At 71.8% G+C, this 13,082-nt stretch carries 12 protein-coding genes; 3 read left to right on the forward strand and 9 right to left on the reverse strand.

The genetic code is table 11. The features are described from left to right. Window positions 1-14 precede the first annotated feature (14 nt). Window positions 15-944, reverse strand: a complete 930-nt coding sequence (locus ABD978_RS24525; protein ID WP_345358916.1) for an LLM class F420-dependent oxidoreductase — start codon at window positions 942-944, stop codon at window positions 15-17. Between the two features lie 45 nt (window positions 945-989). Further along, window positions 990-2,957 (reverse strand): hypothetical protein, encoded by a 1,968-nt coding sequence (locus tag ABD978_RS24530; RefSeq protein ID WP_345358919.1) that lies wholly within the window; start codon window positions 2,955-2,957, stop codon window positions 990-992. Window positions 2,958-3,137: 180 nt separating this feature from the next. Here ABD978_RS24530 and ABD978_RS24535 point away from each other — a divergent pair, with 180 nt between their 5' ends. Beyond that, entirely contained in the window at window positions 3,138-3,356 is a 219-nt protein-coding gene (locus ABD978_RS24535) for a hypothetical protein (protein ID WP_345358922.1), read from the forward strand. A gap of 66 nt (window positions 3,357-3,422) precedes the next feature. On the opposite strand, the gene ABD978_RS24540 is transcribed toward ABD978_RS24535, so the two are convergent. The 4 genes from ABD978_RS24540 to ABD978_RS24555 form a co-directional block, all read right to left on the reverse strand. Beyond that, a complete protein-coding gene (locus ABD978_RS24540; RefSeq protein WP_345358925.1) occupies window positions 3,423-3,794 on the reverse strand; it encodes a hypothetical protein in 372 nt (123 codons plus the stop codon). Between the two features lie 145 nt (window positions 3,795-3,939). Continuing rightward, complete coding sequence (locus tag ABD978_RS24545) at window positions 3,940-4,347, reverse strand: PaaI family thioesterase (RefSeq protein WP_345358928.1); 408 nt, start codon at window positions 4,345-4,347, stop codon at window positions 3,940-3,942. Window positions 4,348-4,612: 265 nt separating this feature from the next. Next, window positions 4,613-5,866, reverse strand: coding sequence for a class I SAM-dependent RNA methyltransferase (locus ABD978_RS24550; protein ID WP_345358931.1), 1,254 nt, complete (start codon window positions 5,864-5,866; stop codon window positions 4,613-4,615). Beyond that, window positions 5,853-7,889 carry an APC family permease gene (locus ABD978_RS24555; RefSeq protein ID WP_345358934.1) on the reverse strand — a complete coding sequence of 679 codons (2,037 nt, stop codon included), beginning with the start codon at window positions 7,887-7,889 and terminating at the stop codon, window positions 5,853-5,855. The genes ABD978_RS24550 and ABD978_RS24555 overlap by 14 nt, the downstream gene beginning before the upstream one ends. A 171-nt stretch (window positions 7,890-8,060) precedes the next feature. Here ABD978_RS24555 and ABD978_RS24560 point away from each other — a divergent pair, with 171 nt between their 5' ends. Then, window positions 8,061-8,729, forward strand: a complete 669-nt coding sequence (locus ABD978_RS24560) for a potassium channel family protein (protein WP_345358937.1) — start codon at window positions 8,061-8,063, stop codon at window positions 8,727-8,729. Next, window positions 8,729-9,388, forward strand: coding sequence for a potassium channel family protein (locus ABD978_RS24565; protein ID WP_252778446.1), 660 nt, complete (start codon window positions 8,729-8,731; stop codon window positions 9,386-9,388). Before ABD978_RS24560 ends, ABD978_RS24565 begins: the two co-directional genes overlap by 1 nt. Window positions 9,389-9,452: 64 nt before the next feature. On the opposite strand, the gene ABD978_RS24570 is transcribed toward ABD978_RS24565, so the two are convergent. The 3 genes from ABD978_RS24570 to ABD978_RS24580 all read right to left on the reverse strand — a co-directional run bounded on the left by ABD978_RS24570 (window position 9,453) and on the right by ABD978_RS24580 (window position 12,782). Continuing rightward, a complete protein-coding gene (locus tag ABD978_RS24570; protein ID WP_345359113.1) occupies window positions 9,453-10,145 on the reverse strand; it encodes a DUF3159 domain-containing protein in 693 nt (230 codons plus the stop codon). A gap of 185 nt (window positions 10,146-10,330) precedes the next feature. Further along, window positions 10,331-10,738 (reverse strand): OB-fold nucleic acid binding domain-containing protein, encoded by a 408-nt coding sequence (locus tag ABD978_RS24575; RefSeq protein ID WP_345358940.1) that lies wholly within the window; start codon window positions 10,736-10,738, stop codon window positions 10,331-10,333. Between the two features lie 55 nt (window positions 10,739-10,793). After that, the gene (locus ABD978_RS24580; protein WP_345358943.1) at window positions 10,794-12,782 is read right to left on the reverse strand and encodes an APC family permease; all 1,989 of its coding nucleotides are present in this window, start codon (window positions 12,780-12,782) and stop codon (window positions 10,794-10,796) included. Window positions 12,783-13,082 lie beyond the last annotated feature (300 nt).

Raw genomic sequence — 13,082 nt, forward strand, 5'->3', positions numbered from 1 at the left:
ATCTGGCATGGCCGTCACACCTGGGGGAGCACCTCGCTCGCGATGAGCTCGAGGTGGTCCAGATCGTCGAGGTCGAGCACCTGGAGATACATCCGCTCGGCGCCGAGCTCACGGAACCGGCCGATCTTCTCCACCACTTCGGCCGGGGTGCCGGCCAGGCCGTTCTCGCGCAGCTCGTCGACCTTCCGGCCGATCGCTTCGGCCCGGCGTGCGATCTCCGCCTCGTCCCGCCCGCAGCACACGACCTGCGCGGCGGAGAAGGTCATCGACTGGCAGGACCGGCCGCCCTGCTCGCAGGCCGCCCGCACGCGCTCGTACGCCGCCCCGGTCTCCCGCAGCCCGTTGAAGGGCACGTTGTACTCGTCGGCGTACCGCGCCGCCAGCCGGGGCGTCCGCTTCGCGCCGACGCCCCCGATGATCAGGGGTGGCCGCGGCTGCTGCGCGGGCTTCGGCAGCGCGGGCGAGTCCGTCACCCGGTAGTACTCGCCCTCGAAGGAGAACGTCTTACCGGTCGGCGTCTCCCACAGCCCCGTCACGATCTGCAACTGCTCCTGCAGCCGGTCGAAACGCTCGCTCAGGCTCGGGAACGGGATGCCGTACGCGGTGTGCTCCTCCTCGAACCATCCCGTGCCCAGCCCGAGCTCGACGCGTCCTCCGCTCATCTGGTCGACGTTGGCCACGGAGATGGCCAGCGGACCGGGCAACCGGAAGGTCGCGGCGGTCACCAGCGTGCCGAGACGGATCCGCCGGGTCTCCCGGGCCAGTCCGGCCAGGGTGATCCAGGCGTCGGACGGACCCGGCAGGCCGCTGACGTCTCCCATCTTCAGGTAATGGTCGGAGCGGAAGAACGCGTCGAAGCCGCACTCCTCGGTGGCCTTGGCGACGCGGAGCAGGGTGTCGTAGCTCGCCCCCTGCTGGGGCTCTGTGAAGATCCGCAGAAGCATGGCTCCCATCCTGCTACCCCGCCGCCGTCTAATGCACTATTTGGTCTAGACCTCTTCGCCGCGCCGCGCGCGACCGATCCACACCAGGAGGAGGCCGACGGCCGCCAGTCCCATCCCCGACAGCGCCACGGTCGCGTACGGGAAGCCGGTGTGCGGCAGGCGGTGGACGCCCGGGGCCGGCCGCACCGGCATCGGCCGGGCGTTGCGGGTGTGACACGCGACACTGTTGTTGGCCGGGTTCTCGTCCGGCGTTCCGGACGCGACCGTGCTGAGGCAGCGGAGCCTGCCCGGGTGGGCGTGCGGCCGCGCCCGCACGGCCAGCCGGAGCTTACGGGTCCTGCCCGGCGGGATGGCGCCGAGCGGGCAGACGAAGCCCGGCCCCTGCGTCAGGCAGTGGCGGTCCTTACCGATCACGATCGGCGTGTCCTCGTTCGGAGCGGGCCGCTCCGGCCCGATGCCGGGCCCGATCGGCGCCTCGGCCGAACCGCCGCGGTGGATTCCGCTGTCGACTCCGGACGCGGCCGCCTTGCCGGGCTCGGCCGCGACGCGCGCCGGCGACGAGGCGCACGGGGCACCGACCGGGCGATCGGCGACGTTCCCGGCCGGCCCGTTCAGCGCGGAGCCGCACGCGGGGACACCCTGGTGTCCCGCGCAGGCACCGCACGCCGGCACGCTCTGCTGACCCGCGCAGGCACCGCACGCCTGCCCGGCCGCCGGAGCCTCCGCCGCCGGGTGGCGCACTGCGCACGCGCCGCACGCCGGGGCGCCCTGCTGTCCCGCGCAGGCGCCGCACGCCGACCCGGCCGCCGGGACCTCCGCCGCCGGATGACGCACCTCCGGCCGGTCCGCCGCGACTCCCCCGGCCGCCGGCTGCCGCACCGCGCACGCGCCGCACGCCGGCTGCCGTCCCTCAGCTCCGCAGCGGGGAGCGGCCGGCTGTGCCTGAGCCGCCGCGCACGGCGGGACTGCCGGCGCCTGCCCCGCCGAGGTCGCCGGCCTGTCCAGCGGGGCCGCGCAGGGCGGGTCGGCGGGCCCCCGCGGGGTGTTCTGCCCGGCGAGCGGCCGCGCGGGATCCGCCGTGGTGCCGCAGGGCGACGTGCCCGTGTCCTTCGTGAGGGGCCGCGTGCCCGGATCGTTCGCGGCCGGCCACGCGTCCGGGTCGTTCGCCACCGAGCTGCGGACGACGACCGCCTCCGCGGTCACCGGCCCCTCGTTGGTCACGGAGATCTCGTAGGGGACCTCTCCCCCCGGCCGTACGGTCTCCGGCAGCACGTCCCCGGAGACCGCCAGGTCGGTGGGCTGCGACGCCGTGACCGGAGGGAAGGCCATCTCCCGCGTCGTAGAGCCCGGCCGGCCCGCCCAGGAGACCTTGGCCGGGCCGGCGAGCGTCCGCCCGGTCGGGGTCTTCGGGTCCACCGTCGCGGTGAGGGCGCCGTGCCTGGTCTGCCGGGCGGGGAGGACGCCGATCTGGCAGACGAGGTCCCGGCCGCCGCGCCACCTGCACTTCGGCGGCATGGCGACGATCTTGAGGTCGCGGTTCGGTCTGGTGGTGAGGGTGACGTTCCGCACCGGGGCCGCGCCGGTGTTCGTCACCGAGTACGGCCAGGTGTACGTCCTGCCGGGCACGACGGCACCGCGCGGGCCCTGCGTGTCGAGGATGACCCGCGAGCGCGGCGGGACGTGCCCGTCCCGGTGATCCCGGTCCGTGGTCTCGTGGTCGCCTCCCGGCCACGCCGAACGGTCGCCGTACCCCCAGGCGGCCGGACCGCGGTCCCAGCCCGCGAGCCCGTGCTCCGAACCGGCGGGCGCCTGCTCCCGCCCGCCGGGCCGTACGTCGTGATCCCGTCCGGTGGGCCGGTGGTCGTGTGCGCGCCCCGATGAGCCGCCCGGCCCGTCGGCGTGCGCGGATTCATGCGACGCGAGTAGCGGCATGATCGTGAAGCACGAAACGGCCGCCGCCGCCGCGATGCCCCGGGTTCCGGCACGCGTGGCGCGGCCAGAGAAGTCGATCATCGTTGTCCCCCGTGACGTGCTCGGATGCTTTCGACAACGACCCGTTGTAACCGACCCCCGGATGACCTCCTAGCAGCGTGTCGGCGTGTCGTCACAAAGCGTGATGGTAAAAACCTGGGCGATCATGGCGAGATCAGAAACACGGCGATAGTTTCGATCACCCCGACCTAGGAGCCGACCGTGCCCGAGAAGAAGGTCACCGCGGCCGCGATCGCCGGTGCCGTCGTGACCATCGTCGTCTGGATCCTGCGCCTGTCCCACATCTCCGTGCCGGCCGAGGTCGCGGCGGCGGCGACCACTCTGCTGTCCGCCGCGGCCGGTTACCTCGCCCCGCACACTCATCGTCCGGACCTGGAAGGCCCGGCGACCGCCCCCCGGACCCCGCCCGCCGCGCCCTGACGAGCGGGCCCGGCCGGACCGGGGACGTCGGGACGTCGGGACGTCCCCAGCGCCTCCGGTCCGGCCTCACAGCCCCATGCGGTCCTCACAGGCCGGACAGGACGCTTCGAGGTAGCGCACGGGGATCTGCTCCTCGCTCCACTCGATCGACGCCAGGACCCCACAGCCGAAGCACACCGGGCACAGGCCGACGCCCGAGAGGGCCTGCCGCACCGCGATCAGCAGCCGGCTGGGCGGCAGGCCACGGATGACCTCGTCCACCTCGTCGCGCGTGCAACGGATGCGGATGTGCCCCGTCCCCTCGCACTGCGGGCAGTCCCCCATGCGCAGCAGAGGGGGGTCCTTCTGGAGGGTGACCAGCTCGCCGCTGCCGATGCACATCTGGCAGGGCATCACGATCCCCTGGAACGCCCCGTCGCCGATGGTCTCATCGCTCATGCGCCGTCCCCCCTCACGGCCACCCGGATCGACCGGACCGAACCCTCACCTGCCAGCTTCCTCCACCAGGAGCCGCAGCACCGCACTTTTTCCGAGGTCGCCCACAGCCGGAACTGCGCAAACCCCCTCGTATGGGAAAAGCCGGCTAGCCGAGCAGGGCGTAGACGGTAGTGGCGTGGGCCGCGACGGCACCGTCGGCGGCCATCTCGATGTCCGCGAAGGCCAGCGTGCGGCCGATCTTGGTGAGCCGCGCCGTGACGACCACGTCGGCGTCCACCACCGGGCGCTGGAAGGTGCTGGACTGCTGCACGGTCGTCATCGGCACGTACGCGCCGCGAGCCGCGGACACGGCGATCACCGTGGCCGTGTCGGCGGCCGCCATCAGGGCCTGGCCGGACAGCGCCCCGCCCTCCCTGGCCAGCCTCGGCGACCAGGGCAGGCGCAGCACCGCGCTCCGGTCGCCGACCTCCTCGACGACCAGGCCCAGGTCCTGCACCCAGGGCGCGAAGTTCTCCTTCAGGATCGCGTTGCCGTCTGCGGCGCTCAGCGTCATGCCGCCATCATCCCCGAACGTAAGACTCGGCCAAGCCCCTCATCGAGGCGGACATGCCGGGCATATCCGCAGCCCCACCACGGCTTCCCCGAGCCTTCGCGCCCCAGGCGGCGCAACACGCTCAGACCCCAGCGTCTGACCGCAGGTGGCGAGGCCCCTTACCGAGCGTTCGGCGCTCCGCTACGCCCACGAGCCGCTCCGAACCGCACCGCCGCGCCCGGTTCCGGGCGGGGCGGCACGCGATGTCGGGGGGTCCGGTGGGGGGTCAGCCTCTGACCAGGGTGGCGACGCACTCCACGTGCTGGGTCATGGGGAAGGCGTCGAAGGCGCGCAGCCCGGACAGCGTCCAGCCGTACTCGGAGAAGAACGCCAGGTCGCGGGCCAGGGTGGCCGGGTCGCAGGAGACGTAGGCGACGCGGCGGCCGGCGAGTTCGGCGACGCGCTTGACGACGTCCCGGCCGGCGCCGGCCCGCGGCGGGTCGAGGACGACGAGGTCGGCCTGGTGCAGGGTGGACTTGCCACGGCCGAACTGGATCTCGTCGAGGACCTTCTCGACCTCCCCGCGTTCGACCGACACGTGCGGAAGGTCGCGGAGGTTGAAGCGGGCGTCGCGGACGGCCTGCCCCTCCGACTCGATCCCGACCACGAGGCCGTCCGGGCCGACCGCCTCACCGAGCACACCGGCGAACAGGCCCGCGCCGCAGTACAGGTCGACGGCGATGTCGCCCTTCCGGGGCTCCAGCGCGTCCAGGACGGCCGCGGCGAGCGTCTCGGCGGCGCCGGGGTGGACCTGCCAGAACCCGCTGCCGCTGACCTGCCACAGCCGCCCGGCGGCCTCCTCGCGGACGAAGGGCGGCTTCTCCTCCCGTTTGCCGCTGACGAGGCGTACGGGCGCGTCCATGCGGGGGACGCGGGCGCGGCCCCGGCTGGACAGGACGGCCAGGCGGTCGCCGGTGGCCGCCGACGCGATGGCCTCGACGCCGGTCGCGCCGGACCAGCGCTTGCGCTCGATGCCGAGCGCCTCGACCTGCGGATGGGCGATCAGGCACTCGTCGATCGGCTCGATCTGGTGGGAGCGGTGCTTGCGCAGGCCGATCACGCCGTCGCGGCGGACCGCGAACTGCACGCGGGTCCGCCAGCCGAGGCCGTCCGGGGCGCCCGGCACCTCCTCGACGACGACGTCGCGGTCGATGCCGGCCAGCCGGCTGAGCTGCTCCTTGACGACCTCGGCCTTCAGCCGGCGCTGGGCGGGCAGGGACGCGTGCTGCCAGTCGCAGCCGCCGCAGCGGCCGGGACCGGCGAACGGGCAGGGCGCCTGGACCCGGTCGGGTGACGGCTCCAGGATCTCCACGGCGTCCGCGCGCAGGAAGTTCTTGGTCTCCTGGGTGACCTGGGCCCGTACGCGCTCGCCCGGCAGCGTGTGCCGGACGAACACGACACGTCCTTCGTGCCGGGCCACGCACCAGCCGCCGTTGGCGACCGCTCCGATCTGGAGTTCGATCAGCTCAGACGATTCCACCGGCGGCACGGGTTCCCTCCGATTCGACTTCTTGCTCTGGGCCGTACGGGCGGCGCACGGAACCGGGGGCCGGCGGCTCCTGCCGGCCCTTGAGGCGGTCGGACGAGGCGAGCTGCCAGGGCACGCTCACGACCATCACACCGGGCTGGAACAGCAGGCGCGTCTTGAGCCGCAGCGCGCTCTGGTTGTGCAGCAGGTGCTCCCACCAGCGTCCCACGACGTACTCGGGCAGGAACACGGTGACCACGTCGCGGGGGCTGCGCCGCCGGACGCTCTTGACGTACTCCAGGATCGGCCGGGTGATCTCGCGGTACGGCGAGTCGAGGATCTTCAGCGGCACGGGCAGCTCGCGCGCGTCCCACTCCTCCTGGAGCTTCTGCGACTCCTCGGGGTCGACCCCGACGGTGACCGCCTCCAGCGTCGAGGGGCGGGTGGCCCGCGCGTACGCCAGCGCCCGCATCGTCGGACGGTGAAGCTTGGAGACGAGGACGATCGCGTGGTTGCGGGAGGGCAGGGCGACGTCCTCTCCGGTGACCGCCAGCTCGGCGGCGACCCGGTCGTAGTGCCGCCGGATGCCCCGCATCATGAGGAACAGCAACGACATCGCGACGCAGGCGATCCACGCGCCGAGCAGGAACTTCGTGATCAGCACCACGATCAGCACGATCGCGGTGACGATGCCGCCGAAGGTGTTGATGGCCCGCGACATCTTCATCCGCCGGCGGGCGGCCGGGTCGGTCTCGGTCCGCAGCAGGCGGTTCCAGTGCCGGACCATGCCGGTCTGGCTCACCGTGAAGGACACGAACACGCCGACGATGTAGAGCTGGATCAGCGACGTCACCGAGGCGTCGTACGCGTAGATCAGCACACCGGCCAGCGCGCCCAGGATGATGATGCCGTTGCTGAACGCCAGCCGGTCGCCGCGGGTGTGCAGCTGGCGGGGCAGGTAGCGGTTCTGCGCGAGCACCGAGCCGAGCACGGGGAAGCCGTTGAAGGCGGTGTTGGCGGCCAGCACGAGGATCAGCGCCGTCATCGTCGTCAGGTACGCGAAGCCCACCGGGAAGTTGCTGAACACGCTGTGCGCGACCTGCGCGATCACCGGGTCCGGCGACACCTCCTTGCCGGCCCGGTCCAGGATGTGGGTGCCCATCGCCGGGTCGCCGAACTTGGTCTTCGTGATGTACGCCAGCGCGACGATGCCGCCGAACATGGAGGCGGCGATCAGCCCGAGGGCCAGCAGCGTGGCCGCGGCGTTCTTCCCCTTGGGCTTCCGGAAGGCGGGCACCCCGTTGCTGATCGCCTCGACGCCGGTCAGCGCGGCGCAGCCGGAGGAGAAGGCCCGCAGCAGCAGGAAGACGAGCGCGAACCCGCTGACGCCGACCGCCGTGCCGTGGACCGTCATGTCGGCGGTCGCGGCGCGCAGGTGCGCGCCGAACGCCATGCGGGTGAAGCCCCAGACCAGCATCAGGAAGACGCCGAACATGAACAGGTAGGTCGGAATGGCGAACGCGACGCCGGACTCCCGGATCCCCCGGAGGTTCATGATCGTCAAGATGGCGACGATGAGGAGTGCGGCGAGGACCTTGTGCGGCTGCAGGAAGTGCAGGAGGGCGGCGAGGTTCTCGATCCCCGAGGACACCGACACCGCGACCGTCAGGACGTAGTCGACCATGAGGGCGCTGGCCACCACGATGCCGGCGTTGCCGCCCAGGTTGGTGGTGGCGACCTCGAAGTCGCCGCCGCCGCTGGTGTAGGCACGGACGTTCTGCCGATAGGACGCGACCACGGTGAGCATGATCACGACGACCGCCCCGGCCACCCAGGGCGTGAAGTGGTACGTCGCGAGCCCCGCGAGGCCGAGGGCGATCAGGATCTCCTGAGGGGCGTACGCCACCGACGACAGCGCGTCACTGGCGAACACCGGGAGGGCGATCGTCTTGGGAAGTGTCTGCTCGTGCTGCTGGGCGCTGCGAAGCGCCCGGCCGAGCAGAAGCCTCTTGACGAGGTCTGGAGCCTTCGACACGACAGGTAAGGCTAGTCGTTCCGGCGACTGTGAGTTCCACCTCGCCCGGGGGATGAATGCAAGTGCCGTCCTTAAGACGGGTCAGGAAGTGCTCCGCACACCTCCGGCTGTGTAGGTTTCATCAGGTCAAGCGGAGCCAAGCGGACGGCACCGGCGCCGGGAAGGACGACCGTGCATATCGTGATCATGGGTTGCGGGCGAGTGGGATCCACTCTCGCCCACATCCTGGAGGACAAAGGCCATACCGTGGCCATCATCGATCAGAGCCCCGAGGCTTTCCGCCGGCTGCGCGGCGGCTTCAAGGGGCGCCGGATCACCGGGTTCGGTTTCGACCGCGACGTGCTCGTCGAGGCCGGGATCGAGCAGGCCTCCGCTTTCGTCGCCGTCAGCAGCGGTGACAACTCCAACATCATCTCGGCCCGGGTCGCCCGTGAGACCTTCGGCGTGGAGAACGTCGTGGCGCGGATCTACGACCCCCGGCGGGCCGAGGTCTACCAGCGGCTCGGCATCCCGACGGTCGCGACCGTCCGCTGGACCGCCGACCAGATGATCCGGCGGCTGCTGCCCGAGGGCGTGTCGTCGCTGTGGCGCGACCCGACCGGCGAGGTGGTGCTGGCCGAGGTGCAGACGGATCCGAAGTGGATCGGCGCCAAGGTGTCGGCGCTGGAGGAGGCCGCCAAGACCCGCGTCGCGTACCTGTCCCGCATGGGCGAGGCGCTGGTGCCCACGGGCGACACCGTCATCCAGGACGGCGACGTCGTCCACGTGATGGCGGCGTCCTCCGACATCCAACGCATCAACGACGCCGTGTCCCAGCGGCCCGAGGAGAAGGTGGAGTAATGCGGGTCGCCATCGCCGGAGCGGGCGCCGTCGGCCGCTCCATCGCGCAGGAGCTCCTGGAGAACGGCCACGAGGTCCTGCTCATCGACAAGAACCCCCGCTCGATCAAGGTCGAGGCGGTGCCGCGCGCCGAGTGGCTGCTCGCCGACGCCTGCGAGATCGCCTCGCTCGACGACGCCGGCCTGGAGCGCTGCCACGTCGTCGTGGCCGCCAGCGGCGACGACAAGGTCAACCTGGTGGTCTCGCTGCTCGCCAAGACCGAGTACGGCGTCCCCCGCGTCGTCGCGCGGATCAACCATCCCAAGAACGAGTGGCTCTTCAACGAGTCCTGGGGCGTCGACGTCGCGGTCTCCACGCCGCGCCTGCTGTCCGCGCTGGTCGAGGAGGCGGTCAGCGTCGGCGACCTGGTCCGGCTGATGACCTTCCGGCAGGGTGAGGCGAACCTCGTCGAGCTGACCCTGCCCGAGGACGCCCCGCTGGCCGGCCAGCTGGTCGGCTCGGTGACCTGGCCGCGCGACACCGCGCTGGTGGCGATCCTGCGGGAGGGCCGGGTGCTGGTGCCCAGCCCGGACGACACCCTCGAGGCCGGGGACGAGCTGATGTTCGTCGCCAGCCAGGACGTCGAGGACGAGCTCGGCGACCTGCTGTCGGCGCACTGACCCAGGGCCTGTCTCGAAGTCCCCAGGACATCGGGGCTTTGAGACAGGGGCCCCGAGGTCGGAGTCAGGACTTCGAGGCGCCCGTGGCCGTCTCCATCGGTGTACGGCCACGGGCCAGCAGCCAGACCATGGCGGCCAGCGCCGCCACCTGCAGCGGCCAGCCCAGCGCGACCTTGGCCGCGCCGAGCCAGCCGACGTGCCCCGCCAGGTAGAGGGGGTACTGCACGGCGACCCGCACCAGGCACGGGATCAGCAGCAGCCAGGTGAGCCGGGAGCACAGCCGGACGATGTCGCGGTCGCGGTGCCAGGCGGTGGGGTCGCCGGTGACCGATCCGATCAGGAACCCGACGACGGGCCAGCGCACGACGATCGACAGCAGCATCCCCGCGGCGTAGGCCGCGTTGTAGAGGATGCCGGGCAGGAACGCGTCGGCGGCCTTGCCCGAGCGCAGCGCGAAGAACGCCGCGATGGCGATGCCGAAGATGCTGTTGAGCACGAACTGGACGGTCGAGCGCTGCACCAGGCGCACGACCAGCAGGACGACGGCGAGCCCGGCGCCGATGACCAGGGACAGCCGGAGCTGGTGGCCGACGATCCAGGAGACGGTGAAGCCGATCGTGGGGATCGCCGCCTCCACGACGCCGCGCGGGCCGCCGAGCGCCTTGCCCAGCTGCTTGCGGACGGCCTCCTCGACGGTGTCGTACGCGTCCCGCCGCGCCTCGCCGGAACCCGCCGTCTCCCCGTCCGCGTCGCCCAGCGCCTCGGCGGGGACCTCCGCCGCACCATTCGCATCGCGCCGCGCCTCGGCGGGCGTCTCCGCCGTACCGTGCGCGTCGCGCCGCGCTCCGGCAGGGGTCTCCGCCTCGCCGCCCGCGGCCGGCCGGGCCTCGGCGGGGGCCTTCGCGCCCTCGCCGTCCGCGGTCTCCGGTCGGCGCCGATCGCTCATGATCCTCCCCGCAGTTCGTACCGCGGGTTGAACATCACCTTGCGGCCGTCCTGGACGCTCACCAGGCCCTCCGCGCGCACCAGCCGACCGGGCTCGATCCCGGCGATGCGCCGCCGGCCGAGCCACACCAGACTGATCATGTCCGAGCCGTCGTACAGCTCGGCCTCCAGAGAGGGCGCACCGCCGCGCGGTCGGAGAGTCACGGTACGTAGCGTACCCGCCACGCAGGCGCGTCGGCGCACGGCGCACTTCTTGATCGGAGTGGCGCCCTCCTCGCCGGTGGTCTTCTGCAGCTCTTCGGCCTCGAGCTCCGCCTTACTCGACGTCAGACGGCGCAGGAAGCCGCGCAGTCCCCGAGCACCTTGTGCGCTCTCCTGCGCCGTACCGGCCGGCACTTCCTCCATGATTCGCAAGCGTAGGCCATCACCTGACGTAACAGACCACCGCACAAGGTTTGAATCATCCGATATCGGAGCGAACCCTGGTACGTGCGGCGAATTCCGCACCCTCCGTATGCCGTGCGAGGGCCGCCTCCGCCGAGCCGAGCTGCCACGGGACGCTGGTCATCATCACGCCGGGCCGGAACAGCAGGCGCGCCTTGAGGCGCAGGGCACTGTGGTTGTGCAGGAGGTGCTCCCACCAGCGGCCCACGACGTACTCGGGGATGAACACGCAGACGACGTCGCGCGGGCTCCGGACCCGGATCCGGGCGACGTAGTCGAGCACCGGCCCGGTGATGTCGCGATAGGGAGAATCGAGGATCGTCAGGGGTACGGGGATGTCACGCTCGCCCCACTCTCGCTCGAGCCGGTCGGCCTCCTCCGGGCTCGTGGCCACGCTCAGCGCGGTCAGCGTGTGCGGTCGCGTCGCCCGGGCGAACGCCAGCGCCCGCAAGGTCGGGGTGTGCACCTTCGACACCAGCACGACCGCGTGGATGCGGCTGGGCAGCGGCACGCCCTCCTCCCCCGGCTCGAGCTCTTCCGCGACCCGCCGGTAGTGCCGCTGGATCCCCTTCATCATCAGGAAGACCAGCGGCATCGTCACCACGACGATCCACGCGCCGTGCGCGAACTTGGTGAGCAGCACGATGACCAGCACGAGCCCGGTGAGCACGGCTCCGACCAGGTTGATCGCGCGGGACCGGTGGACGGAGCGGCGTCGTGCCGGATCGGCGAGCCGGCGCAGCTCGTCGCCCCAGTGCCTGACCATGCCGATCTGGCTCAGAGTGAAGGAGACGAACACCCCGAGGATGTAGAGCTGGATGAGTCTCGTCGTGCTGGCGTCGAACGCCCAGATCAGCGCGCCGGCCAGCAGGGACAGGATCACGATGCCGTTGCTGAACACCAGCCGGTCGCCGCGCCGCGCGAACTGCCGGGGCAGGTACCCGTCGCCGCCCAGGATCGAGGCCAGGATCGGGAACCCGTTGAACGCGGTGTTGGCCGCCAGCACGAGGACCGCCGCGGTGAACGCCTGCACCAGGAAGAACAGGATCGACCCGTGTCCGAAGACGGCGGCGCCGAGCTGGGCGATGACCGTCCTCTGCTGATAGCCGTGCGGCGCGCCGACGAGCTGGGCCGGATCGTCGGCCAGGTGCACGTGCGCGGCGCTCGCGAGGATCGTGATCCCGCCGAACATCGTGACGGCCAGCAGGCCCATGATCGTCAGCGTGGAGGCGGCGTTCCGGCTCTTTGGCGGCTTGAAGTTCGGCACGCCGTTGCTCACCGCCTCGACACCGGTCAGCGCCGTGCAGCCCTGGGCGAACGCGCGCATGACGAGCAGGACGGCCGCTGCCCCGGCCGTGCCGTGCACGGCCCGCACCCCGACGGCGGCCGACTCGGCGGTCGGCGGGTGCCCGGTCGCCACGTGGAGCAGCCCGACGACCAGCATGAGGAGGATGCTCGCGACGAAGCCGTACGTCGGGATCGCGAACGTCGTGCCCGACTCCTTGACCCCGCGCAGGTTCATCACGGCGAGCACCGCGATCAGCGCCAGTGAGATCGGGACCGCGTACGGGTCCAGCGAAGGGAACGCGGAGATGACGTTGGCCACGCCCGCCGCGACCGACACCGCGACGGTCATGACGTAGTCGATCAGCAGCGCGCTGGCCGCGACGAGGGAGGCGTTCTCCCCGAGGTTGGCCCGGCTGACCGCGTACGCCCCGCCGCCGTTGGGATAGGCGTGACAGGTCTGCCGGTACGAGGTGGTGACCACCAGGAGCAGGAAGACGACGCCCGCCCCCACCCACCAGGAGAGCGCGAGCATCGCCAGGCCGCCGAGGCTGAGCGCGAGCAGGATCTCCTCGGTCGCGTACGCGACGGAGGAGAGGGGGTCACTGCAGAAGACGGGGAGCGCCAGTTTCTTGGGCAGCAGCGTCTCGCCCATCTGCCCGGTACGCAGCGGCCGGCCGACGAGGAAGCGCTTGGGCAGCTGCAGCACGGCTTGCTTCACGATTGCCAGCAAACCGGCCCGAGCCCCCTGAATCCGCGTCCCCTAACACCCTTCTTACGCGCGCGGGCCGCTTCTTAACGCTTCCCTTACACGCCCCGTCCGGGGCGGACGCGCGATAACCGGGCGGGCGGCGGGACGGCCGCGCCCGCCCCGGGCCGCGGCCACCCCGCGCCGCGGCGGCCGCCGGACTCACCCGGCGCCACGCCGCGCCCATCGACGTGTCGTATGACACATTCTGACTACCTTTGTCGGTGTATATACCTCTCAAGGGCACGTCTCCGCGCGGCTCCGCGCCCGACT

The sequence above is a fragment of the Actinoallomurus liliacearum genome (genome assembly GCF_039542035.1).
Lineage (GTDB): Bacteria > Actinomycetota > Actinomycetes > Streptosporangiales > Streptosporangiaceae > Actinoallomurus > Actinoallomurus liliacearum.